The sequence below is a fragment of the Marinactinospora endophytica genome (genome assembly GCF_054780875.1).
The window spans coordinates 191,373-214,050 of the sequence record NZ_BAAGVM010000009.1 but is presented as its reverse complement, the minus strand read 5'-3'; the positions used below and the strand labels follow the sequence as shown (position 1 = coordinate 214,050).

The window sequence follows — 22,678 nt, the reverse complement described above, 5'->3', positions numbered from 1 at the left end:
ACCGAGGGGAAGACATGAGCCTGTGGCGCATCCGGACCGTCGTCGAGGACCGACCCGGCCAACTCGCCGATGTCGTGGACGCCATGGCGGCGCACGGGGGCAACGTCGTGGGCCTGTCGATCCACGCCGACGCGGCCGGCGTCGTCGACGAGTTCGTGGTGGACGTCCGCGACGACCACAGGGCCATGCTGGCCGAGGTGGCCCGGCGCAGCGTCACCGACAGCGTCGTCGCCGTCGCGGCCCACCCGCGCGAGGTGGGCGACGACGTCACCCGGGCCCTGCTGCTCACCGCCCGGCTGCGCTCGACCCCCAACCTGCTCCCCGAAGCGCTGCGCGAACTCCTGCTCGCCGACGAGGCCTCCTGGACCAACCCGGGCCGTCCGGTCGCGGAGTTCCCCGAGGAGCCGGAGACGACGCTGGTCGTCCCTGTGGGGCCGTTGCGCGGGGTGCGGCTCAGGCGCGCCGACCGCCCCTTCACCTGGACCGAGTCGGCCCGGGCCGACGCCCTGGTCCGTTCGGTGCTGCCGCCGACCGGGCCCGCTCCCACCAACGGGTCGATGGTCACCCACCGTGGCATCGAGCTGTTCGTCCACCAAGTGGGCGGCGCCGACGCCGACGCGGTGCAGCGGTTGCACCGCCGTTGCACGCCGGAGACGACCCGGCGCCGCTACTTCTCCAGCCTGCGCGAGCTGGCCCCCCGGATGCTCGACGTCTTCTGCGACCCCGACCGCGGGCTGACCCTGGCCGCCCGCCCGTCGCGGGCCCGGGAACCGGTCGCCCTGGCCCACCTCATGTACACCCTGGACCCGGGGGTGGGCGAGGTCGCCTTCCTCGTGGAGGACTCCTGGCAGGGCAACGGCGTGGGGACCAGCCTGGCCCGGGCGCTCACCGCCATCGCCGCCGACTGGGGCCTGGCGGAGGTGCGGGCCGAGATCGCCGCGGCCAACCTGCCGATGCAGCGGATCATGCGACGCCTCGGCGCGACGCTGCGCCCGCCGGTGGAGGGGGTGGTCCAGGCCCGCCTGCCCGTCGCCGGCACCGTCGTCTCCCGCCGGCCGGGACGCCTCATGACGCTGATGACCCAGGCCGGGGCGGCGGGGCGGAGCACGCCGGACGTCCGGCGCTGAAACCACCGGAGGCCGGCCCGCCAGGGGCGGGGCCGGCCTCCGGGAACGAGGTAGCGGTCAGGCGGTGCCGGCACCGTCCGTGGTGGACTTCTGGTCCGCCTGGGCCAGCAGGCTCTTGCGGCGGCCGTAGGCGAAGTACACGACGACGCCGATCGCCATCCACACGATGAACCGGATCCAGGTGTCCACGGTCAGGTTGAGCATCAGCCAGACACAGGCCAGCGCGGCGATGATCGGCAGGACCGGGACGAACGGGGCCCGGAAGGAGCGCGGCAGGTCCGGACGGGTCCGGCGCAGCACGATCACCCCGATCGACACCACCACGAAGGCGAAGAGCGTCCCGATGTTGACCATCTCCTCCAGGGCGGCGATCGGCACGAAACCGGCCAGGACCGCCACGGCGACGGTGGTGATGATCGTCATGATGTAGGGGGTCCCAAAGCGCGGGTGCGTCTTGGACAGGCCGCGCGGCAGCAGACCGTCACGCGACATCGCGAAGGCCACCCGCGACTGTCCCATCATCAGCACCAGGATGACGGTGGTGATGCCGATGACGCCTCCCAGCGAGATCAGCGTCCCGGCCCAGTCCGCGCCGACCGCGCGGAAGGCCTCCGCCAGCGGGGCGTCGGAGTTCAGCTCGGAGTAGGGGCGCATGCCGGTGACGACGGCGGCGACGGCCATGTACAGGACCGTGACGATGATCAGCGACCCGAAGATGCCGATGGGCATGTCGCGCTTGGGGTTCTTCGTCTCCTCGGCCGTCGTCGCGACGATGTCGAACCCGATGAAGGAGAAGAACACGACCGACGCGGCGGCGATGACGCCCCACAGGCCGAACTGGCTGGGCTCCAGGCCCAGCAGGACCTGGGTGAGCGGGGTGTGGCCGATCGAGTCGGTCTCGGCGGGGGCCGGCTGTGCGGGCGGCACGAACGGGACCCAGTTCGCCGTCTTCACGTAGAACATGCCGACGACGATGATGAACAGGACGATCCCGACCTTGATCGCGACGATCACCGCGGAGATCCGGCCGGACAGCTTGGTCCCGAGCAGCCCCAGCACACCCAGGAGGATGACGATGAACATCGCCCCGAAGTTGACGGAGTAGCCGTTGTCCAGTGTCAGGGAGGTAGGGACGCCCAGAAGGTCTCCGGCGTAGCCCGACCAGCCGACCGCGACGACCGAGGCCGCCAGGGTGAACTCCAGGACCAGGTCCCAGCCGATGATCCAGGCGACGAACTCGCCCAGGCTGGCGTAACCGAAGGTGTAGGCGCTCCCCGCGACGGGGACGGTCGAGGCGAACTCCGCGTAGCACATGGCGGCCAGGGCACAGACCAGGCCGGCGATCAGGAACGACACCACGATCGCGGGTCCGGCGTTCACCGCCGCCTGTCGTCCGGTGACGACGAAGATGCCCGTGCCGATGATGACGCCGATACCGAAGACGATGAGGTCGAATCCGGTGAGGTCCTTACGGAGCCGGTGCCCCGGTTCGTCGGTGTCCCTGATGGACTGCTCGATGCTTTTCGTGCGCCAGATGCTCAATGACAGACTCCAGCCCCCGTTGCCGGCCCTCGTGAGGCCGTGTAGCGAGATCGATGTGCCGCGCGAGCATACTCCCATCCGAAAGGTTTACTAAAGTCCGACGTGAAGCACTGTTGCCGCAAAATCAACCTGTTGACCGAAAATATCAGTACAACATGTGATCACTCACTTGCGTAGCGTCGCGGCCGTGGTCCGGTCGAACCCGGGCGTATCGGCGCCATCGCCTGTCGGACAGGGGATGGGGAGGCGGGGGTGGAGGAGGTGCGGACGGCGGGGAATCCTCGCGGGAAAGACGGCCGAACGCGGGGAAGATCACGTGCCCCGATTAGGTGAGGTGAAGACCGCGCCGGGGGCTCGCCCACGCGAAACGGCCGGCGCCCCGGTGGGGCGCCGGCCGTGGGGTCTCATCCGCGCGTCGGTGTGGCGGAGGCGTGGCGCGGTGGCACCGCGGTCACGTCCGCGTCACGGGATCATCGCCGGTCGAGGGCGGGCGGTCGAGGCCGCGCCGGATCCCGTGCTGAGGTCGCCGGTGAGGGCGATGCTCAGGCGTCGGCCGGCTCGGCGGCGGGGCTCTCCTCGGAGGAGGCGGGGGAGTCGGCCTTGGGGGCGCTGTCCTCGGTCTTGGGCTTGGTCGTCGCGCGGCGCTTCTTCACCGGGCGGGAGTAGTCGAACAGCGGCTCGAAGCGGGTGTCGTACTCCTTCTTGCAGTCGCTGCAAGCGTCGACCTCGCGCACGGCGCCGTCCCAGGCGAACTGGATGACCTCAGTCGCCTCGACCTTCTCGTCCCGGACGGCGTGCGGATCGCAGTATTTGCGCGTGAAGACCTCGGTGACCACGGCAGTGGCTTCCCTTCGGTAGTCGGGGTGGATACTGGCGCCAAAATCATACACGCGTTCGAATGGGCGGCGCGGGACCGAAAAGGGTGCACGGTGCATGAACGGCCGTGGTCGTCTGGGTGAGCCTAGCGAAAGCGGGGCGTGTTCATGGTGGGAAGGACGTGAGGTGAAGGCGTTCCGTGTCACATTCGTTTATTCGTGAATGCGAGGCGTGGCCGGCGGGTCGCTCATAGGTTATATTTTTCCAGGAAGATACTTCCTGCTTCTCGGTTGGGTGGACGCCGCACACTCCTGTTCCCGCCGGGATCGCTCCAGTCAACCTCGGAGGGTTCAGACGATGAACGAACGGAACACGCTCGCCGACGTCGCGCTGCTCATCGGACGGGTCGCCGTCGGCCTGGTCTTCGCCGCCCACGGATGGCAGAAGATCGCCACCGGTCCCGATGGTGTCGCCCAGATGTTCGCCGGAATGGGGATTCCGCTTCCGGAGGTGGCGGCGCTGGTCGCCATCCTGATCGAGTTCGCCGGAGGGATCGCCCTGGTCGTCGGCTTCGCGTTGCCGGTGGTGGGGGTCCTCCTCGCGGCCCAGATGGCGGCCGCCTACGTCTTCGCCCACGTCGGCGACCCGCTGCTCGGCGGGTACGAACTGCCGCTCGTCCTGGGCGCCGCGGGCCTGGCGCTCGGTTTCGCGGGAGGCTCCCTCACCCTTGACCGGCTGCTGCCCTGGGGGCGCAAGCGTCATGCCCCCGCCGGGGCGGCCGCCTGACGAGCGCCGACGTCCAAGAGCGCCTGCGTCCACCGGGACGCAGGCGCTTCATGTTTCTTCATGTTTTTTCGTGACGAAAGGGGTGGTGTTCGCGGGAGTTGTCGGAGAGAGTCCACCTGTGCAACATCTGGCCGCAATTCGGAGTCAAACCGGGACTCTGAGTATCGAGGCCGCCGCATCCCCGAGTGGACGGAAACGATGCATGGCTCCACACACCTCTCCCATCCCGCCATCCCGACGTACCTTTCTCACCCTCACCGGGATCAGCACGGCAGCCTTCGCTCTGGGAACAGGCGCCCCGACACACGCAGCCCCGCTCTCCTCCCGTGTCCCCGCCGACCCCTTCCGGCTCGGGGTCGCCTCGGGTGACCCCACCCCGGACGGTTTCGTCCTGTGGACCCGCCTGGCGCCCGAACCACTCGCGGAGGACGGGCACGGTGGCATGCCCCAAAGGAACATCACCGTCGAGTACGAGGTGGCCGAGGACGCGTCCTTCCGCAGGATCGTCCGTCGCGGGCGGGCGGTCGCCTCCGCCGAACTCGCCCACTCCGTACACCCCGAGGTGAACGGTCTGGACCCCGACCGGGAGTACTTCTACCGGTTCCGCGCGGGGCGCGAGATCAGCCCGGTCGGACGCACCAGGACCACCCCCTCCCGCAGGGGGCGCACCGGATCGATCACCTTCGCCATGGCCTCCTGCCAGGCCTGGTACCACGGCCACTACACGGCCTACCGCGACATGGCCGAGCAGGACCTCGACCTCGTCCTCTTCCTCGGCGACTACATCTACGAGTACGGCATCACCCCGGCCAACCTGTGGCGGCAGGGAACGGGGGAGCTCGGTACCGCGCACGCGGCGGCGACCATCACGCTCGAGCAGTACCGGCTCCGCTACGCCCTCACCAAATCCGACCCCCACCTCCAGGCGGCGCACGCCCGCGCGCCGTGGCTGGTCACCACCGACGACCACGAGGTGGAGAACAACTACGCCGACGAGGTCTCCCAGTACGGCGTCGGCCCGCAGGACTTCCTGCGCCGCCGCGCCGTCGCCTACCGCGCCTGGTACGAGAACCAGCCGCTGAGCAAGACCTCCCTGCCCAGCGGCCCCGACATGCGGCTGTACCGTCGGGTCAGGTACGGACGGCTCGCCGAGTTCAACGTGCTCGACACCCGCCAGTACCGCGACGATGTTCCCTCGGACGGCGGAACGCCGGGAGGCGAACACACCGATCCGCAGCGCTCCATCCTGGGCACCGAGCAGGAGGAGTGGCTCTACCAGGGACTCCGCCGCAGCGACGCCACCTGGAACGTCATGGCCCAGCAGGTCGTCATGGCCTCCATCGACCGCAACACCGGCGCCGGTGTCACCTACAGCATGGACCAGTGGGACGGGTTCAGCGCCAACCGGCAGCGCCTGTTCGACACGCTCACCCGGCACAAGGTCGCCAACCCGCTCGTGCTCACCGGTGACATCCACCGGCACGCCGCGGCCGAACTCAAGGCCGACTTCACCGACCCGGACTCCGCGACGATCGGGACCGAGCTGGTGACGACCTCCATCGCCTCCGACGGGGACGGCGCCGACAGCGACAACCTGGCCCCCATCTGGCTGGGCAACCCCCACGTCCGGCTCTACAACGCCCGGCGCGGCTACGTCCAGGTCGAGATGACGAGGGAAGCGGTGACGTCGGACTTCAAGGTCATCGACCACATCGAATCGGACGACAACGGAAAGGTCAGCACGGCCGCCCGGTTCGTCACGGAGGCCGGCCGTCCCGGTCTGGAGCAGGTGCTGGGAGGAGCACAGTGAGCCGTAAGCCCCCGACCGTCGACGGTCTCAGCACTCAGGGTCGGATCGGCGCGATCGACCTGACGTGGGAGCTCACCGACTGGGAGCCCCTGGTCGACCACTACGCGATCCACGCCTCGCACAGCGCCGAGGTGGACCTCTCCGCGGAGACGCTGATCGGTAAGACCGTCTACGGCAGGTTCACCCACGACACCCTCGGCCCCGAGGCGGTGACGAGGTACTACAGCATCGTCACCGTGGACGCGGCGGGGCGGCGCAGTCGCCCCTCCAGGGCGGTGGCGGGCACCTCGACCGCCTCCATGGTGGTGACGGGGACACCCATCGCGCAGGTCGGGGAGTTCGACTCCAAGAGCCTGGAACTGGCCCTGGCCCCCTCGGGGGGACAGAGCGGTTACCGCACCGCCTTCCCCAACGGCGTGGACTTCACCTATGGCACGAGCGACCCCGCCCGTGACTGGAGCTACCTCCACCCGGGCCCCTCCGACGCGTGGGGCGGGCGGACGCGGCACACCTTCCGGCTGCGCTTCTCGCTGGAGGAGGAGGCGCGCCGGCTGGGACTGGCCATCTGGCTCATCGACACCCACGCCTCCCTGGCCGGCACGGCGACGATCTCGGTCAACGGCACCGAGGTCACCGAGGTGGAGTTCCGCGGCGGCGGCACCCGCGGGTCCCTGGAGGGCGACGCCACCGTGCCCGGAACCGCGCTGCGCCCCTCGTTCGTGGAGCTGGAACTGCCGGCGGAGGAGTTCGCGGTCGGCGAGAACGCCGTCGCGATCACCAAGAACTCCGGATCCTGGCACGCCTACGACGCCGTTGGCGTGTTCGCGCTCGACCAGGGACGATGAGGCCGGCCCGCCGTCCCCTCGGGTGGGGGGACAGCGGGCCGGGCGCACCGGGGAGGCGGTCCTCACAGTGTCCGGGCGAAGGGGTCCCAGTCCTCGGGCAACGGAGTGGGAGCGGAGAACCCGCTCTCCACGGTGACGAACTCGCCGCTGTCGATGGAGGTGTGGATCGCGTGCATCGTCTCCAGCACGTGCAGCGCCACCTCCCCCGAGGCGCGCGGGGACGCGCCGGCGCGGACCGCGCGGGCCAGCTCCAGCACGCCGATGCCGCGGGTGGCGGTGGTGCCGGTGCTGGGCAACGCGCTCCAGTCGTCGCTGAACGGGGGACGCAGCCGCAGCGTCCCGTCGAACCGGTTGGGGTCGGGCACCTCCAAGGTCGCCTCGCTCCCCGTCACCTCGACGAAGCCGGCCCGCAACAGGGGGGAGTCGAAGGAGATCACCATGGTGGCGGCCGGGCCGTCCCGGTACTCCACGAGCGCCGACACGTGCGTGGGCACCTCGACCTCGAAGACGGTTCCGGCCCGCGGTCCCGACCCGATCGTGCGGTGGGTCCGGCTCCTGCGGCCCACGGCCGCCACCCGTGTCACCGGGCCGAACAGCCAGGCCAGCAGGGTCAGGTAGTAGGGGCCCATGTCGAACAGGGGGCCGGCCCCGCGCCGGAACAGGAACTCCGGGTCGGGGTGCCACGACTCCGGTCCGGGGGTCTGCATCAGCGTCAGCGCGGTCGCGGGGACGCCGATCCGCCCGTCGGCGACCAGGCGCGCCGCGCTCTGGGCGCCGGCGCCCAAAACGGTGTCGGGGGCGCATCCCACGGCGACGCCCGCCTCCGCGGCGCGGAGCAGCAGGGGCCGGGCCGACTCGGGGTCGGTGGTCAGGGGTTTCTCGCTCCACACGTGCCGTCCCGCGGCGATCGCGGCGTGGGACACCTCGGCGTGGGCCGCGGGAATGGTCAGGTTGACGACGATCTCGACGTCGGGGTGGGTGTAGGCGGTCTCGGGCGGGCCCCACACGGGCACGCCGTGCTCCTCGGCGCGGGCGCGCGCCCGCTCGGGATCGAGGTCGGCGCAGACGAGCACGTCGAGATCGGGAAACGAGGTGAGGTTGCGCAGGTACTCCACGCTGATGGTGCCGCAGCCGACCACGGCGACGCCGACGCCCATCACGCCTCTCCCACGCCGGCGAGGTCGTTGCGGACCAGCCAGTCCAGGCTGTCACCGACGGCGGTGAGGACGTCCCCGGCGCAGTGGTCGAGTTCGACGATGTGCCACTCGGCCCGTGAGGCGGCCAGGACCTGGGCGATCGGCATGCGGCCGGAGCCCACCGCCGTCATCGGCTCCTCCCTGTTGACGGGGCCGTCCTTGACGTGCAGGTAGCGTGCCCGGTCACCGAGCCGTTGGAGCAGGGGTGGCACCTCCACGCCGCCCACGGCCGCCCAGTAGACGTCCACCTCCAACAGGACGTCCGGGTCGAGCAGATCGGCGAGCGCCTCCAGCGCGGGCCGGCCGTCGATCCGGGTGGAGAGCTCGAAGTCGTGGTTGTGGTATCCGAGCCGCAGACCGCGCCGGCGCGCCGCGGCGGCGGCCGTGTTGAGGTCGGCGGCCAGGTCCCGCAGGGCGGCGGCGTCGAGGAAGCGCTCGGGGGACTGGAAGGGGACGACGACGGTGCCGGCTCCGACCGTGGCCGCGCCGGCGAACGCCGCGTCGCGCGTGTCGGGGTCCAGTGCCGGGGCGTGGACCGAGCACACGGTCAGTCCGGCGGCGTCGAGGTCGACGCGGAGTCCGGCGGGGTCGGTGACGACGTCGAAGGGCTCGACGGCGCGGTAGCCGAGGTCGGCCACGGCGCGCAGGGTCGCGGCCCGGTCCTGGGCGAGGCGATCGCGGAGCGTGTAGAGCTGGACGGCGGGCGGATTGGGAGCGGTCACGTCGGTGTCCCCTGTTTCTCGCGGCCTTACGGTCCGTTGACGAGTGTGCGGGAGCGCTCCCGAACGAGCAAGCAAAAAAACCGCCTCCGGCCGCTGACGGCGGGGATCCCCGTGCGCACCGAATTCCGGCCGGATACCGAGACGGGTTGCCGATCAGCTGGAAACCGGTACCGCGGGACAGGGGCCGGCGGCGTGGTGGACCCTCCGGCGCGGGGCGGGGGGAGGTGGTGGGCGAGCGCGGCCGCCGGCCGGTGCCGGAGGCCGGGAGGCACGGCCCGCTTCCCGCGCCGCGGGACCTCGGCGGCCTCCCCGCGCCGTCCGCGGGGAGGTGAGCGTCGGGCGCCGCGCGGCGCCCGACGTGAGGGGGTCAGTCGAAGATCTCGTCCAGGAAGCTCTTCTGGCGCCTACGACGTTCGCCCTGGTAGTCGTCGTCCTGGGCGTAGGCGATCTCGGGGGCCTCCTCGCGGCGGCGCCGGCCGCCCCGGTACTCGGCGCCGGTCTCGTAGCCGCGGCTCCAGCGGTGCTCGGCCTCCAGGAGCTGTTCCAGCTCGCCGCGGTCGAGGAAGATGCCGCGGCACTTCTGGCACTGGTCCACGGTCACGCCGACGAGGTTCTGCCGGGTGAGGGAACCCGGGCATTTGGGGCAGTTGAGTTCGTTCATGATCAATTGGATAGCGCACCCGTGGGGCGTGGTCCACCGGAATCGGGAACCCGGCGGGGTCGTTCCCCTCACCCTTCCGACCCTTCGGGAGGGGCGCGGCGATCGCCGGGGGACGACGCCTCATCCCCGGGAGAGCGCCCGCGCGAGGACGTCGACCAGCGCGCGAGCCCCCTGCGCCGACGGGTCGAGGTCGGGGTCGTAGATGGTCAGGTCCAGGCCGGTCGCCCCCGGCGCGGCCACCAGCGCGGCCAGCAGGTCGGCGAGCTGGTCCCAGTCCAGGCCGTCGGGCTCGGGGCTGTCCACCGCCGGCAGCAGCGCGGCGTCGATGATGTCGACGTCGAGGTGGATCCAGAACGCCCCGGTCCCGTCGGGACCGGCCGCCGCCGTCAACGCGGTCGCCGCGGCCGCGGCCGGATCCTCGCCCACCGCGGGGGCGGGGAGCAGCGTGACCCCCGCCCCGGCGACCTCGGCCTCGTCCTCGTCACCAGGGCGAAACCCCAGGGCGGCGACTCGGGAGGGCGCGAAGTAGGGCCGGGAGCCGCCCAGCTCGGCGAGGACGCCGCCGTGGCCGGTGACCAACGCCAGGCCCTCACCCGCGCAGGCGCCCACCTCGTCGCTGTTGCCGGGATGGCGGTAGTCCAGGTGCCCGTCGAGGTAGACGAGCCCGTGCCCGCCCTTCCCGGACAGGGCCAGGGCCGCGCCGAGGAGGATGCTGCAGTCGCCGCCCAGCACGACCGGGAACCCGCCCTCCCCGAGGATCGTGGAGATCCGGTCGGCCAGGGAGCGGGTGTAGCCGGCGACCGCCTCCTCGTTGCGGACGACGCCCGGCGTCCAGGCCGCCCGATAGCGCGGTGGCGTCACCACACCGGCGTCACGCGCGCCGAGCCGGGTGAGCAACCCCTGGTCGCGCAGCGCGCCGGGGGCCTTGTGGCAACCGGGCACCGCCCCCTCCTCGGGAGGGCGCAGACCCAGGTTGGAGGGGGCGTCGAGCAGGACGATCGGTTTCACCGGCACCTCGTGGGGACGTCGCGGGGGTGGGCCGGTCCATGATCGCCGGGCGTCCGGCCGCCCGGCAACCCGTTCGCCGTGCGGTCAGGACCCGCCGACCGTCTCCGGCTCCCAGGCGCGTTCCACCACCCGCACCAGCCCCCGGTCGGTGATCTTGACCTGCGGGGACACCGGGAGGGTGAGGGTGGAGACGCTCATGAAGACGTTGCGGTTGTGCCAGCCCCACGCCTCCAGCGCGCCGCGGACCGCGCCGGAGGCCGCCGCCACCTCCTCCGCGGAGCGGTCCGACATCACCCCGCCCACGGGCAGCTCCAGCGTCGCCGGGGGGTGCCCCTCGCGCACCGCGCACATCCCGCCGCCGGCCGCGACCACCGTGCCCGCCGCCTCCCGCAGCGCGGCCGAGGCCGTCGCGATCACCGTGAGGTTGTGGCTGTCGTGGGCGTAGGTGGTGGCGAAGGCGCCGACCCCCAGATCGTGACCGGTGACGGGGGCGAAGGAGGCCCGGCCGCTGCCGGTGTGCCGCTCGAGGACCGCCACGACCGCGGTCCGCCCCTCCCACTCCACGACCCCGTCACGCACCGGCAGCACCACCTCGTCCGGTTCGGTGTAGGTGTCGACGGTGTTGACCCGCATCGCGCGGAAGGCGTGCTCCCCGTCGGGCAGGTCCACCCGCCACACGGCGGCCTCCACCGCCTCGGCGTCCAGGCGCACCGTCCCGGAGAACGGGTTGTCGGCCAGCCGGACGGCCTCCTGCACGGGCCGGGCGTCGCGCCCGACGACCACACCGCCGGCGAGGACCAGCGCGGGGGTCAGGTCGGTGAGGGAGCGCAGCAGCACGAGGTCGGCGCGCTTGCCCGGGCTGACCACGCCGCGGTCGTGCAGGCCCAGCCGGCGTGCCGGGTGGACGGTGAGCGCGCGCAGCACGGCCAGGGGGGACATCCCCCGCTCCAGCGCGACCGCGCCCACCCGGTCCAGGTGGCCGCGGGACAGGATCGCGTCCACCGCCACGTCGTCGGTCACCAGGCAGAAGTCGGGCAGGTGGGGCAGGCCCAGCAGCGCGTCGACGACCTCGGGGGTCAGGCACTTCTCCTGGAGCATCAGCAGCATGCCCAGGCGGGCCTTCTCCAGGGCGACCTCGGGCGTGTTCTTGCAGTGGTCGGAGTCGATCCCGGCCCACAGGTACTCGCCGAGCTCGGCCCCCGAGAGGTTCGGGCAGTGCCCGTCCAGACGCACCCCGTGCCGCTGCGCGGCCTCGACGATGCCGCGCATCCGCGGATCCCCGGAGACGACCGCGCGGTAGTCCATGACCTCGCCCAGGGTCGTCACGCCCTCCCAACCGAGCATCTCGTCGATGTCGGCGGCGTCCAGCCGGGCGCCGGCCGTCTCGAACCCGTCGAGCGCGGGGACACAGGAGGGGACCGCCCAGCACATCGTCTGCCGCGTGGCGCGCCCCTGCTCGATCATCCAGGCCTGGGCGTCGCGCCCGGCGACGTTGACGATCTCGTGGGCGTCGGCCAGCACGGTGGTGGTCCCCCGCGGCAGTGTCACCCGCGCGAACTCGGCGGGCGCGACGAGCGAGCTCTCGATGTGCATGTGGGCGTCGACGTAGCCGGGGGCGACGATCAGCCCGGTCGCGTCGATCACCTCGGTCGCGCGCACCGGCGTCCCCGGCGGGAGCACGGCGCGGATCCTCTCCCCGGTGACCGCGACGTCGGCGGCCCAGACCTCGCCGGTCTGGACCGAGACGACACGGCCGCCCCGGAGCAGCAGGTCGACAGGTTCGGGGTGCGTCATGGCGGGTTTCCTCGCAGATAGGTGGGCGGATCAGCGGGCGTAGCCGGTGAGGCGCTCGGAGAGCAGACGGACGAAGGCCGCGGAGTCCACCGACAGGGCGATGCGGGCGCGGCGCGCCCGCTCCGGACGGCGGACGTCGGCCACGAGCGCGCCACGGGTGACCTCGCCGGCGCACTCCACGGTGGCCTCTCCCTCGGCCCAGCCGAGAAGGGCGGGATGGGAGACGGCGGCGACCGCGAGCGCGTCGTGGACCGGGACCGCGGCCACCTCGAAACGCGCCTGGTAGCGCAGCGCGAAGTCGCGCAGCAGCCTTCCGGCGACGCCCGCGGTCGCGGGCAGCGCGGCCAGCCGTTCGGCCTCCTCCAGGGGGAACAGCGCGGCGCGCGTGACGTCGAGCCCCACCACGCGGACCGGCAGCCCCGACGCCAGCACGTACCGGGCGGCCTCGGGGTCGGCGAAGAAGTTGAACTCCGCCGCGGGGGTGACGTTGCCCTGGACGAACGCCGCGCCGCCCATGACGACGATCTCGCGGAAGGCGGGGCCGGCCTGCGGGTGGCGGGCCAGCATCGCCGCGACGTTGGACAGCGGACCCAGCGCGACGAGCGTCAGCTCCCCCGGCGCGGCCAGGGCCTGTTCGGCCAGCCAGTCCACCGCGTGCCCCGCGTGGGAGGGGCGTGTGGTGGCCGATGGCTCCAGGCCGCCCAGCCCGCCCGCCCCGTGGATGGGCTCGTCGGGGATCCGCTCGATCCGGGCCACCGGGCCGGCCAGGCCGGGCACCAGCGGGAGGTCCGCGGGCGCGCCGGCCAGGTCCAGCACCTGTGCCGCGTTGCGCTCGACGTTGGCCAGGGACGTGTTGCCGGCGACCAGGGTCACGCCTCGCACGTGCAGTTCCGGTGAGGCCAGCGCGAGCAGCAGCGCGATCGCGTCGTCCACGCCGGGGTCGCAGTCGATGACGACGGGGATCCGTCCGGCGCTCAACGCGCGACCTCCTCGACGAAGCGGTCCAGCCAGGACGAGCGTTCGCCGGCGATGAGGTCGAGGTCGCCCTGGTGGTAACCGGCCTCGGTCGGGTTCACGGCGGCCTCCCCGGACACCCGGGTCATCAAATCGGTGACCTGCGCGTCGGGGTGGACCGGCTTGTCGTAGATGACCTCGGCGACCTCCGACTGCACCTGCGGGTCCAGCAGGAAGTCGACGAAGGCCTCGGCGCCGGCCCGGTTGGGCGCGCCGTTGACGATCTGGGCGGTGTTGGCCGTCATCAGCCGCCCCTCCTCCGGAAGCGCGAACCCGATGGGCTGGCCGGCCTCGACCGCGTTCATCGCGAAGTTGTCCAGGCTCGGGGCCATCGCGATCTCCCCCCGTTCCAGCAGGCTGGAGACCTCGGTGCTGCTGGAGTAGAACTGGAGGGCGTCCGGGCCGATCGCGGCCAGCCGCTCGAACCCGGTGTCGGCGTCGGTGGGGCCCGAACCGTAGGTCTCGCCGGTGGCCAGGACCATCAGCGGTCCGGCCGACACCGAGATGTCGGGCAGCGCGAACCCGCCCGGGTGTTCGGGGTCCCACAGCGCCCCCCACGAGGTGGGCTCCTCCTCCACCAGGTCGGTCCGGTACATCAGACCGAGCAGCTGGAAGGTGTAGGCGGGACCGTACCCCTCGGGATCGACCGCCCACGGCTGGATCTCGGCCATGTTGGGGACGGTCTCGGGGTCGATCCGCTCGAACAGTCCCATCTCCTTGCCGATGGCCGCGTAGTAGTCGGAGATCAGCACGACGTCGGTGTCGGGCCGCTCCTTGTTGATGCGCAGCTTGGTCAGACGGGTGGCGTTGTTCCCGGTGTCCAGTACGACCTCGATGCCGGTCCGCTCCTCGAACGGTTCGGCCACGACCTCCATGAACTGTTCGGTCGCGAAGGAGAAGGTGCTGACCACGAGGGTGTCGGTGTCGGCCTCGCGGGTCGGCGCGCAGGCGGTCGCCGTGGCGGCCAGGGCGCACAGACCGGCGAGCGCCGCGGTGACGGGGCGCCTCATCGCGCGGCCTCCGCGTCCTCTCCCAGGGTGACGAGGTGGGCGGCGGGCAGCAGCACCCGCACCGCCTCGCCGGGCCGGGGGGCCTCCCCGGGGTGGGCGCACAGCAGCCGCGTGCCGTCGCCGAGACCGTTCGCGTTCACCTCGACCACGCAGTGGCTGCCCTGGTAGGTGACGTTGGTGACGGTGGCCTCCAGCCTCACGCCGGCACCGTCCGGCTCGCCGGAGGACAGCAGGCGCACGTGCTCGGGACGGATCGCCACCGGCCCGTGGCCGGGCAGCACCGGGAAGTTCTCGTAGCCGAGGAAGTCGGCGACGAACCGGCTGGCGGGGCGGGGGAAGACGTCGCGTGGCGCGCCCTCCTGCTCCAGGCGGCCCTTGTTGAGGATGACCATGTGGTCCGACAGTTCCAGCGCCTCGTCCTGGTCGTGGGTGACCAGGATCGCGGTGAGGCCGGTCTCGCGCTGGACGCGGCGCAGTTCGGCCCGCATCTGGACGCGCAACCGGGCATCGAGGTTGGACAGGGGCTCGTCGAGCAGCAGCACCGAGGGGCGGATCGCCACGGCCCGGGCCAACGCGACCCGTTGCTGCTGGCCGCCCGACAGCGCGCCCGGCTTGCGTCCGGCCAGCGCGGACAGGCCGACCAGCTCCAGCGCCTCGCCGGCCCGGGCGGTGACCTCGGTCTTGGCCAGGCCGCGGGCGCGCAGCCCGAAGGCGACGTTGTCGATGATCGTCATGTGCGGGAAGAGCGCGTAGGACTGGAAGACCATGCCGATGTTGCGCTTCTCCGGCGGCGTCTTCGTCGCGTCGGCGCCCTCCAGCAGGATCCGCCCCGAGGTGGGCTGGACGAATCCGGCGATCATCCGCAGGGTCGTGGTCTTGCCGCAACCACTCGGCCCCAGCAGGGTCGTGAACTTACCGCGGGGGACGACGAGGTCGAGGTCGCTGACCGCGGCGACCGCGTCGCGGGACCGGCCGAAGGCGCGGCTCACCGATTCGAGCTGGACCACGGGGGTCATGTTCTGGCTCTCCTTCCCGGCCACTAGCGGCCGAAGACCTTGTTGAAGCCGACGAGCCGTTCGGTCACGAGGGCGACGGCCACGCTGGCGGCGAGCAGCAGCACGCTCACCGCGGCGACGACGGGGTCGTACGAGGACTGGACGTAGTTGAGCATCTCGACGGGCAGCGTGGAGACGCCCGGCCCGGTGAGCAGCAGTGACAGCGGCACGTTGTTCAGCGACGTGATGAAGGCCAGGATCGCCGCGGAGATGATCCCCGGGCGCATGACCGGCAGCGTCACCTGGAAGAAGGTGCGCAGCGGGCCGGCGCCCAGACCGCGCGCGGCCTCCTCCAGCCGCGGGTCCGACAGCGCCAGCGACGCCCCGACCACCCGCACCGCGTAGGGGAGGAGCAGGACGGTGTGGCCGATGACCAGCGTGGCCAGGGCCGTGATCTGTAGTCCCACCATGAGCTGCTGGAACAGGGCCAGGCCGAGGACCAGCTCGGGCACGATGATCGGGGTGGCGAAGAGGTTCTCCACGACCCTGCGCCCGGGGATCAGGCCTCGTTGCAGTGCCAGCGTGGCCGGGACGCCCAGGGCCAGCGCCAGCACCGTGGACAGCGCCGCGACGACGAGGCTGGTGCCGAGGGAGCTGATGAAGGGCTGGTAGTCCAGCGCGGCGGCGAACCAGCGCAGCGACAGCCCCTCGGGCGGGAAGGTCAGCGTGCTGCCCGCGGTGAAGGCGACGCCGAGCAGGATGACGACCGGCCCGAGCATGATGAGGAAGGCGAGGGCCGTCAGCAGCGACAGCAGGGGGCGGCGGATCACTGGGTGCTTCCCTTCGCGCTCAGCCGGCTGGACAGGGCGCTGACGACGAGCACCAGCACCGTCATGACCAGCGCGACGGCGCTGGCCGCCGGCCAGTCCAGACTGACGTTGACCCTGCTGTAGAGCAGGGTGGACAGGATGCGTTCGCGGGCGCCGCCGAGCAGTTGCGGCGTGGTGAACGCGGTGACCGCCCCGGCGAACACCAGGGTGCAGCCGACCAGCGCGCCGGGCAGCGCCAGCGGGAACACCACCTGGCGGAAGGCCCGGCCCGGGCTGGCGCCGAGGCCGCGGGCCGCCTCCTCCAGCCGCGGGTCCTGCTGGGACAGGCTGGAGTAGCACGACAGGATCATCAGCGGCAGGAAGAGCTGGACCAGGCCGAGGACGATGGCCGTTTCGGTGTAGAGCAGCCGGGACGGCCCCAGGCCCAGCCCCTCGGTGAGGCTGCTGAGCAGCCCGTTGCCGCCGAGCACGACGAGCCAGCCGTAGGTGCGCACGACGGTGTTGAGCATGAGCGGGAAGATCGCCAGGGCCAGGAGCTTGCCCGACCAGCGTGGCGGGACCCGGGAGATGAGGTAGGCGACCGGGAAGCCGAGCACCAGGCAGATGAGCGTGGTCACCACGGCCACGCGGATCGTCCGCGCGATCACCGGGAGCAGGTAGGGGTCGGTCAGCAGCGATCCGGTCTCGCGGGCGACCGTGGCGGGGTCGCCGTCCGGTGGGAAGGCCAGGGTGGCCGCGACCGGGTAGAGGAAACCGAAGAGGAGTACCGCCAGACCGGGTACGAGCAGCGCGAACAGGGTTCCACGCCGGGACAATTCCACCCCCGTGAGGTTGGCGGCCCGGCGCAACCGGGTCGCGGGGTCTGCGGATCTGATCGTCTGATCAGGGGATTCATGTGCAAGCGCTACTGCAAGCGCTTGCAACAGCGTAACCTTATATCGGACATAACGCCAAAACGACGCAAAGGGGTAGAGGGTTGGCCGGGCTGGAGGACGTGGCGCGTGTCGCCGGAGTGTCGGCGTCGACGGTGTCGAGGGCCATGAGCCGGCCGGAGATGGTGGCGCCGCGCACCCTGGAACGGGTCCGCGCCGCCGCCGAGAAGGTGGGGTTCCGCGCCAACCCGGCCGCGCGCGCCCTGACCACCGGCCGGACCGGCTTCTTCGCGATGCTCGTCCCCGACCTGGAGAACCCCTTCTACGCGGCCATCATCGCCGGCGCGCAGGCCGTCGCGGAGGAACACGGCCGCTGGCTCATCATCGCGGTCACCGAGGGCGCCGCCGAACGCGAGGGCGAGGTGCTGCGGGAGCTGCGGGACCAGGTGGACGGCTTCGTGCTGCTCTCCCCGGTCGGCTCCGCGCGCGACCTGGTCGCCGCGCACCGGCGCAAACCCGTGGTCGTCGTCAACCGCAGGGTCAACGGGCTGACCTCGCTCACCGTGGACACCCCCGGCGGACTGGCGCGGATCTTCGACCGTCTGGCCGAGCTGGGACACCGCCGGGTCGCCTACCTGGCCGGTCCGCCCGGCTCCTGGATGGACCGGCGCCGCCGGGACGAGCTGGGCGAGCACGCCGCCCGGCTCGGCCTGGACCTGAGGGTGGTGGGCCCCGTCTACCCGGCCTTCGCCGATGGCGCGGCGGCCGCCGCCGAGATCGTGGAGTCGGGTTGCACCGCCGCGCTGGCCTTCAACAGCCTGCTCCTCCTCGGGCTGATGTACGAGCTGGGCCGGCGCGGCATCAAGGTACCCGAACGGCTCAGCGTCGCCGCCGCCGACGACATGGCCTTCGCCGACCTGCCGGGCACCCCGGTCTCGGCGGTCCGGGTCCCCGCGGGGGAGCTGGGGGGCCGGGCCGTCGCCGACCTCGTCGAGATGGCCGGGTCACAGGGAGCGGCGCGTCGGCCCGCCAGCAGGAAACTGCCCACGGAGGTCGTGCTCACCGGTTCGCTCGTCCCGCCGGCCCGATGACCGCGCGCTCCGCCTTCGGGGCGGCGTGCCGCCCCTGACCCGCTTCCCCGCGGCGATGCGCGAGGGCGAGGGAGACAGGTCCGGGCCGGAAACGAGCTGCCCGTACCCGGCTCGCTCCTTCGCCCGGGACATCCTTCTCGCCCCGGCCTCCCGAGGTCTCGTTCCCCGGGAACGGGACCGGCGGCACGCGCCGGACCCGGGCCGGTGTGTCGTCGGCCCCTCCTAGGATGGGCCGACGCCGCGTCGACGAGGAGGAACCCCGTGGTCCCCGCTTCCACCGCCCCGGCCGAGGTCCGCGCCCACCAGGCCCTGGAGGAGACCCGGGAGGGGTTCCCCGCGTTCCGCGAACGCTTCGAAGGGGACTGGGGGATGACGCCCCCCGAGTCCCTCCGGGAGTTCTGGGCCTTCCTGCGCTCCCTGGGGCCCGCGGACCGGCAGGCGCTCGCGGACCTGGACCTCGCCCCCTACGGTGTCGCCGACCTGTTGGAGGAGCCCGGTCGGCCGACCCGGGACGGAATCGACGTGCGCGTGCACGGGCGCTACTACCGCGACCCGCCGGAGTTCGTCACCTTCCTGCACGGCGGTAGCGACGGGCTGCACTTCGGCCTGTGGTTCGACGACGGCCGGACCTGCGCGGGAGTGGCCGGATACCGCACCAACGACGGCGGCGGGGTCGGCGTCCCCCAGGGGACACCGCTGGAGGTGGTGCGCGCCCACCTGGAGGGATCCTGGCGCGACCTCCTCGACGAGGAGAGGGTCGGCGCGCCCGTCGACGAACGGCGGAACCGGCTGCGCGGGCTGAGGGCCCTCCTCGTGGCCTTCGGCGTGGGCGATCCCGGCCACGAGGGGGTGGACTACCTTCGGACGCTCCGCGCCGCGCGGCCGATCCCCGAGCGGGTCATGACCCTGGACGGGGGCGGCGCCCTCCTCCCTCGGGGAGCCGCCCCGCCACGCGGTCCGCAGGAAGGGGCGGAGGACCACCACTGGTACACCCGCGTCTACGAGGAACTGACCGGCGACCCCGAGGCCGTGACCGCGGCGGCGGCCGAGGCGGTCCGCCGCTGCGCGGCGGGCGACCCCGCCCGGGCGCTCGTGTTGGGACGTGACCTGCACTGGGTCTCGCAGGGCGACCCCCTCCGCGAGCGCCTGGCGGCCGAGCTCCTCGTCGCGGCCTACCGCGCCCTCGACCGTCCCGCGCTGGCCGGGATCGTCCAGGCGCACCGGGACCATCGCGACCTGCCCCGGGTCACGGTGCTGCGCTGACCCGGGGGCCGTGAGCCCCGCTCCCGGCCCCGGACCGGTCAAGGACGCGCGGTCTCCGGCAGGTCCCGAGCCGCGGCGCGGTCCACCAGGAACAGCGTGCGCTCGCGGCCGCGTACGGCGGCCGCGGGCACTTCCCCGGCCCCGCCCAGCGCGCGGCCGACCGCCTCGGCCTTGCTCTCTCCCGCGGCCAGCGCCCACACCTCACGGGCCGCGGCGATGGCCGGCAGGGTCAACGAGATCCGGGTGGGGGGCGGCTTGGGAGCGTCGTGGACGGCCACCACGGAGCGCTCCCGCTCCTTCATCGCCGGCAGCCCCGGGAAGAGCGAGGCGACGTGGGCGTCCGGGCCGACCCCGAGCAGGCAGACGTCGAAGGACGGAACCGTCCCGCCGGCCTCCGCCCGGACGCGCAGCTCTGCCGCGTAGCGGAGCGCGCCCGCCGCGGGATCGTCCCCGTCCGGCCCGTCGGGGGCGGGCATCGGGTGCACGCGCCCGGGATCGAGGTCGATGTGGTCGAGCAGCGCCGCCCGCGCCCCGGTCTCGTTGCGCTCGGCGTCCCCGGTGGGAAGGAAGCGCTCGTCCCCCCACCACACGTCGACCCGCCGCCAGTCGACGGCGTCGCGCGCCGGCGTACGCGCCAGCGCGGCGAGCACGGCCGTGCCGATGCCGCCTCCGGTCAGCACGATCGACGCCGAGCCGCGTGCCGCCTGGGCCTCGGTCAGCCGCGTCACGATCCGCGCCGCCGTGGCGGCGGCGAGCAGGTCGGCGTCGGCGTGCAGGATCACCTCGGCGTCGCTCACGCGTTCACCCCCGACCGCCCCAACGTCTCGGCCATGTGCTTGGCGGTGCTCTCGTAGACCTCGTCGGCGTCGAGCCGGCGCAGCTCCTCGGCGAGGGCCTCGGCGGCGCGGCGGCGCGGCAGCGCGACGGTCTGGTCGGGCTGGTTGGGACGCGACAGGGTGGCCACCCGTCCGTCCAGCCGCCTGATCTCGATGTCGCCGCAGTCCTCGGTGCTGAGCTTGGCGCCGGTGATGCCGGGACCGTGCGACTCCTTGCGGGTCACCGGCACGTTCAACCGCTGCGACAGCCAGGCCACGAGCAGGTCCGCACTCGGGTAGTGCGGTTCGGCGGTCACCTCGGCCGCGGTGACCCACCCGCACGGCTGGTCCATCGTGGAGGCCAGCAGGGAACGCCACGGGGTCAGCCGGGTCCAGGTCAGGTCGGTGTCACCGGGGGAGTAATGGGCGATCCTGCCGATGAGGTCACCGACCGGGTCGGCGGCGCGCAGCGCGTCGGTGATGCGCCGGTGGGCGAGCCGGCCCACCGGGTCGGAGGCGGGGTCGGCCGGCCCCTCGCCCGGCCACCACACGACGACCGGCGCGTCGGGCACCAGGAGCGGGGTGACCACGGAGTCGGCGTGGTCGCCGAGCGGTCCGTACAACCGCAGCAACAGGGCCTCGCCGGGGCCGGCGGTGCCGGGCCGGCGGATCTCGGCGTCGATCGCGGGCTCGGCGTCGCGGTCACGGCGGATCAGCGCGAGCACCCGGCTGGGGTGTTCGTGGCCCGACTCGGTGGCGGCACGCACGGCGTCGTAGTGGTCGGCCTCGTCGGTCACGATCACCAGGGTCAGCACCATGTTCATCGCGCCGCCGCCGACACTGCGCCGCTCGTTGGCCAGGGCCTCGGTGATCTGCGCGGTGGTGGTACGCGGAAGATACAGCGTCATCGTCGTCTCCCTCTTCCCGTCAGGGCCGGCGCCACTGGCGGCCGTCGCGGGCCATCAGCTCGTGAGCCGAGGGCGGACCCCACGTGCCCGACTCGTACTGCTCGGGCCGGCCGTTCTTCGCCCAGTACTCCTCGATCGGGTCGAGGATCTTCCACGACAGCTCGACCTCCTCCTGGCGTGGGAAGAGGGGCGGGTCGCCGATGAGCACGTCCAGGATCAGCCGTTCGTAGGCCTCGGGGCTGGCCTCGGTGAAGGACTCGCCGTAGGTGAAGTCCATGCTCACGTCACGGACCTCCATGGAGGCGCCCGGAACCTTCGAGCCGAACCGCAGGGTCACGCCCTCGTCGGGCTGGATGCGCAGCACCAGCGAGTTGGCGCCCAGCTCCTCGGTCTCGACCCGGCTGAACATCTCGTGCGGGGCGCGCTGGAACACCAGCGCGACCTCGGTCACGCGCCGGCCCAGCCGCTTGCCCGTGCGCAGGTAGAAGGGGACCCCGGCCCAGCGGCGGGTGTTCACGCCGAGCTTGATCGCCGCGTAGGTCTCGGTGATGGAGTCGGCGGGGATCCCCTCCTCCTCCAGGTAGCCCACGACCGAGGCGCCCCCCTGCCAACCCGCCGCGTACTGGCCGCGGGCGGTGCCCAGGCCCAGGTCCTCCGGCAGGGTGACCGCGGACAGGGCCTTCTCCTTCTCGGCCCTGATGGCGTCGGCGGTGAAGGACAGCGGCTCCTCCATCGCCACCAGCGCGAGCAACTGCAACAGGTGGTTCTGGATGACGTCGCGGGCGGCGCCGATGCCGTCGTAGTAGCCGGCCCGGCCGCCCACACCGATGTCCTCGGCCATCGTGATCTGCACGTGGTCGACGTAGCTGCGGTTCCAGATCGGTTCGAACAGGGTGTTGGCGAACCGCAGCGCCATGATGTTCTGGACGGTCTCCTTGCCCAGGTAGTGGTCGATGCGGAACACCGACTGGGGCGGGAAGACGTCGTCCACGACCGCGTTGAGCTCCTGCGCGCTCTCCAGGTTGTGGCCGAAGGGCTTCTCGATGACGACCCGGCGCCAGGAGTCGCCCCGGGACTCGGCCAGCCCCGAGCGCCGCAGCTGCTTGACCACCGTCGGGAACAGCTTGGGCGGCAGCGACAGGTAGAAGGCGTAGTTGCCTCCGGTGCCGCGGTCGGCGTCGAGCTCGCGGACGGTGCGGGCCAGGTTGTCGAAGGCCTCGTCGTCGTGCAGCTCGCCCTGGACGAAGCGGACCCCCTCGCTGAGCTGACGCCAGACGTCCTCGCGGAAGGGGGTGCGCGCGTATTTGCGCACGGCCTCGTGGGCCTGCTGGGCGAAGTCCTGGTCGGCCCAGTCGCGCCGGGCGAAGCCGACCAGGCCGAAGCCCGGCGGCAGCAGCCCGCGGTTGGCCAGGTCGTAGATGGCCGGCAGCAGCTTCTTGCGGGCCAGGTCTCCCGTGACCCCGAACAGGACCAGCACGCTCGGGCCGGCGATGCGCGGCAACCGCCGATCCAGCACGCTGCGCAGGGGGTTGGGGACCGCTCCCGGCATCACCGGTTCTTTCACGTCTTCATC

General features: G+C 72.4%; 21 protein-coding genes. 6 read left to right on the top strand and 15 right to left on the bottom strand.

Annotated elements, in window-relative coordinates:
• Window positions 1-14: 14 nt before the first annotated feature.
• On the top strand, window positions 15-1,127 hold the full coding sequence (locus ACYVHU_RS18090; RefSeq protein ID WP_078762400.1) for a GNAT family N-acetyltransferase: 1,113 nt from the start codon (window positions 15-17) through the stop codon (window positions 1,125-1,127).
• A 57-nt stretch (window positions 1,128-1,184) separates the two neighbouring features.
• Here ACYVHU_RS18090 and ACYVHU_RS18085 read toward each other — a convergent pair whose 3' ends face one another.
• Entirely contained in the window at window positions 1,185-2,669 is a 1,485-nt protein-coding gene (locus tag ACYVHU_RS18085; RefSeq protein WP_078762401.1) for an amino acid permease, read from the bottom strand.
• A 542-nt stretch (window positions 2,670-3,211) separates the two neighbouring features.
• Window positions 3,212-3,505, bottom strand: coding sequence for a hypothetical protein (locus ACYVHU_RS18080; protein WP_078762402.1), 294 nt, complete (start codon window positions 3,503-3,505; stop codon window positions 3,212-3,214).
• 337 nt (window positions 3,506-3,842) lie between these two features.
• Between ACYVHU_RS18080 and ACYVHU_RS18075 the strand changes: the two genes are divergently transcribed.
• The 3 genes from ACYVHU_RS18075 to ACYVHU_RS18065 all read left to right on the top strand — a co-directional run bounded on the left by ACYVHU_RS18075 (window position 3,843) and on the right by ACYVHU_RS18065 (window position 6,926).
• Window positions 3,843-4,271, top strand: coding sequence for a DoxX family protein (locus ACYVHU_RS18075; RefSeq protein WP_078762403.1), 429 nt, complete (start codon window positions 3,843-3,845; stop codon window positions 4,269-4,271).
• Between the two features lie 202 nt (window positions 4,272-4,473).
• Window positions 4,474-6,081: an alkaline phosphatase D family protein gene (locus tag ACYVHU_RS18070; RefSeq protein ID WP_498949074.1), complete on the top strand. Its 1,608-nt coding sequence runs from the start codon at window positions 4,474-4,476 to the stop codon at window positions 6,079-6,081.
• The gene (locus tag ACYVHU_RS18065; RefSeq protein WP_078762405.1) at window positions 6,078-6,926 is read left to right on the top strand and encodes a polysaccharide lyase family protein; all 849 of its coding nucleotides are present in this window, start codon (window positions 6,078-6,080) and stop codon (window positions 6,924-6,926) included. Before ACYVHU_RS18070 ends, ACYVHU_RS18065 begins: the two co-directional genes overlap by 4 nt.
• Window positions 6,927-6,988: 62 nt before the next feature.
• On the opposite strand, the gene ACYVHU_RS18060 is transcribed toward ACYVHU_RS18065, so the two are convergent.
• From ACYVHU_RS18060 to ACYVHU_RS18015, 10 genes are all read right to left on the bottom strand, one after another.
• Complete coding sequence (locus ACYVHU_RS18060; RefSeq protein ID WP_498949072.1) at window positions 6,989-8,083, bottom strand: Gfo/Idh/MocA family protein; 1,095 nt, start codon at window positions 8,081-8,083, stop codon at window positions 6,989-6,991.
• Entirely contained in the window at window positions 8,083-8,844 is a 762-nt protein-coding gene (locus ACYVHU_RS18055) for a sugar phosphate isomerase/epimerase family protein (RefSeq protein ID WP_498949071.1), read from the bottom strand. Before ACYVHU_RS18055 ends, ACYVHU_RS18060 begins: the two co-directional genes overlap by 1 nt.
• A 367-nt stretch (window positions 8,845-9,211) precedes the next feature.
• Window positions 9,212-9,505, bottom strand: coding sequence for a TFIIB-type zinc ribbon-containing protein (locus ACYVHU_RS18050; protein WP_078762408.1), 294 nt, complete (start codon window positions 9,503-9,505; stop codon window positions 9,212-9,214).
• A gap of 120 nt (window positions 9,506-9,625) precedes the next feature.
• Window positions 9,626-10,513 carry an arginase family protein gene (locus ACYVHU_RS18045; protein ID WP_498949069.1) on the bottom strand — a complete coding sequence of 296 codons (888 nt, stop codon included), beginning with the start codon at window positions 10,511-10,513 and terminating at the stop codon, window positions 9,626-9,628.
• 84 nt (window positions 10,514-10,597) lie between these two features.
• Window positions 10,598-12,307: an adenine deaminase C-terminal domain-containing protein gene (locus ACYVHU_RS18040; RefSeq protein ID WP_432939638.1), complete on the bottom strand. Its 1,710-nt coding sequence runs from the start codon at window positions 12,305-12,307 to the stop codon at window positions 10,598-10,600.
• Window positions 12,308-12,337: 30 nt separating this feature from the next.
• Window positions 12,338-13,285, bottom strand: a complete 948-nt coding sequence (locus ACYVHU_RS18035) for a nucleoside hydrolase (protein ID WP_498949067.1) — start codon at window positions 13,283-13,285, stop codon at window positions 12,338-12,340.
• Window positions 13,282-14,331: an ABC transporter substrate-binding protein gene (locus ACYVHU_RS18030; protein WP_078762410.1), complete on the bottom strand. Its 1,050-nt coding sequence runs from the start codon at window positions 14,329-14,331 to the stop codon at window positions 13,282-13,284. The genes ACYVHU_RS18035 and ACYVHU_RS18030 overlap by 4 nt, the downstream gene beginning before the upstream one ends.
• On the bottom strand, window positions 14,328-15,347 hold the full coding sequence (locus ACYVHU_RS18025) for an ABC transporter ATP-binding protein (protein WP_498949065.1): 1,020 nt from the start codon (window positions 15,345-15,347) through the stop codon (window positions 14,328-14,330). Before ACYVHU_RS18025 ends, ACYVHU_RS18030 begins: the two co-directional genes overlap by 4 nt.
• Before the next feature lie 23 nt (window positions 15,348-15,370).
• On the bottom strand, window positions 15,371-16,156 hold the full coding sequence (locus tag ACYVHU_RS18020; protein WP_498949063.1) for an ABC transporter permease: 786 nt from the start codon (window positions 16,154-16,156) through the stop codon (window positions 15,371-15,373).
• Window positions 16,153-16,977 carry an ABC transporter permease gene (locus ACYVHU_RS18015; protein ID WP_432939650.1) on the bottom strand — a complete coding sequence of 275 codons (825 nt, stop codon included), beginning with the start codon at window positions 16,975-16,977 and terminating at the stop codon, window positions 16,153-16,155. Before ACYVHU_RS18015 ends, ACYVHU_RS18020 begins: the two co-directional genes overlap by 4 nt.
• A gap of 155 nt (window positions 16,978-17,132) precedes the next feature.
• Between ACYVHU_RS18015 and ACYVHU_RS18010 the strand changes: the two genes are divergently transcribed.
• Both ACYVHU_RS18010 and ACYVHU_RS18005 read left to right on the top strand, forming a co-directional pair.
• The gene (locus ACYVHU_RS18010; RefSeq protein ID WP_498949062.1) at window positions 17,133-18,119 is read left to right on the top strand and encodes a LacI family DNA-binding transcriptional regulator; all 987 of its coding nucleotides are present in this window, start codon (window positions 17,133-17,135) and stop codon (window positions 18,117-18,119) included.
• A gap of 261 nt (window positions 18,120-18,380) precedes the next feature.
• On the top strand, window positions 18,381-19,382 hold the full coding sequence (locus tag ACYVHU_RS18005; protein ID WP_498949060.1) for an ADP-ribosylation family protein: 1,002 nt from the start codon (window positions 18,381-18,383) through the stop codon (window positions 19,380-19,382).
• Window positions 19,383-19,420: 38 nt separating this feature from the next.
• Here ACYVHU_RS18005 and pgl read toward each other — a convergent pair whose 3' ends face one another.
• From pgl to zwf, 3 genes are read right to left on the bottom strand one after another with little or no spacing between them, the layout of a single operon-like run.
• Window positions 19,421-20,179, bottom strand: coding sequence for a 6-phosphogluconolactonase (gene pgl / locus ACYVHU_RS18000; RefSeq protein ID WP_498949058.1), 759 nt, complete (start codon window positions 20,177-20,179; stop codon window positions 19,421-19,423).
• Window positions 20,176-21,105 carry a glucose-6-phosphate dehydrogenase assembly protein OpcA gene (locus ACYVHU_RS17995; RefSeq protein ID WP_078762416.1) on the bottom strand — a complete coding sequence of 310 codons (930 nt, stop codon included), beginning with the start codon at window positions 21,103-21,105 and terminating at the stop codon, window positions 20,176-20,178. The genes pgl and ACYVHU_RS17995 overlap by 4 nt, the downstream gene beginning before the upstream one ends.
• A gap of 19 nt (window positions 21,106-21,124) precedes the next feature.
• Window positions 21,125-22,654 (bottom strand): glucose-6-phosphate dehydrogenase, encoded by a 1,530-nt coding sequence (gene zwf / locus ACYVHU_RS17990; protein WP_078762417.1) that lies wholly within the window; start codon window positions 22,652-22,654, stop codon window positions 21,125-21,127.
• Window positions 22,655-22,678: the final 24 nt, after the last annotated feature.

Excerpts from the sequence above, each read along its gene's own strand:
- ACYVHU_RS18090 (WP_078762400.1), top strand. The coding sequence starts at position 15 with ATGAGCCTGTGGCGCATCCGGACCGTCGTCGAGGACCGACCCGGCCAA.
- ACYVHU_RS18075 (WP_078762403.1), top strand. The coding sequence starts at position 3,843 with ATGAACGAACGGAACACGCTCGCCGACGTCGCGCTGCTCATCGGACGG.
- ACYVHU_RS18070 (WP_498949074.1), top strand. The coding sequence starts at position 4,474 with ATGGCTCCACACACCTCTCCCATCCCGCCATCCCGACGTACCTTTCTC.
- ACYVHU_RS18060 (WP_498949072.1), bottom strand. The coding sequence starts at position 8,083 with ATGGGCGTCGGCGTCGCCGTGGTCGGCTGCGGCACCATCAGCGTGGAG.
- ACYVHU_RS18050 (WP_078762408.1), bottom strand. The coding sequence starts at position 9,505 with ATGAACGAACTCAACTGCCCCAAATGCCCGGGTTCCCTCACCCGGCAG.
- ACYVHU_RS18040 (WP_432939638.1), bottom strand. The coding sequence starts at position 12,307 with ATGACGCACCCCGAACCTGTCGACCTGCTGCTCCGGGGCGGCCGTGTC.
- ACYVHU_RS18030 (WP_078762410.1), bottom strand. The coding sequence starts at position 14,331 with ATGAGGCGCCCCGTCACCGCGGCGCTCGCCGGTCTGTGCGCCCTGGCC.
- ACYVHU_RS18025 (WP_498949065.1), bottom strand. The coding sequence starts at position 15,347 with ATGACCCCCGTGGTCCAGCTCGAATCGGTGAGCCGCGCCTTCGGCCGG.
- ACYVHU_RS17995 (WP_078762416.1), bottom strand. The coding sequence starts at position 21,105 with ATGACGCTGTATCTTCCGCGTACCACCACCGCGCAGATCACCGAGGCC.
- zwf (WP_078762417.1), bottom strand. The coding sequence starts at position 22,654 with ATGCCGGGAGCGGTCCCCAACCCCCTGCGCAGCGTGCTGGATCGGCGG.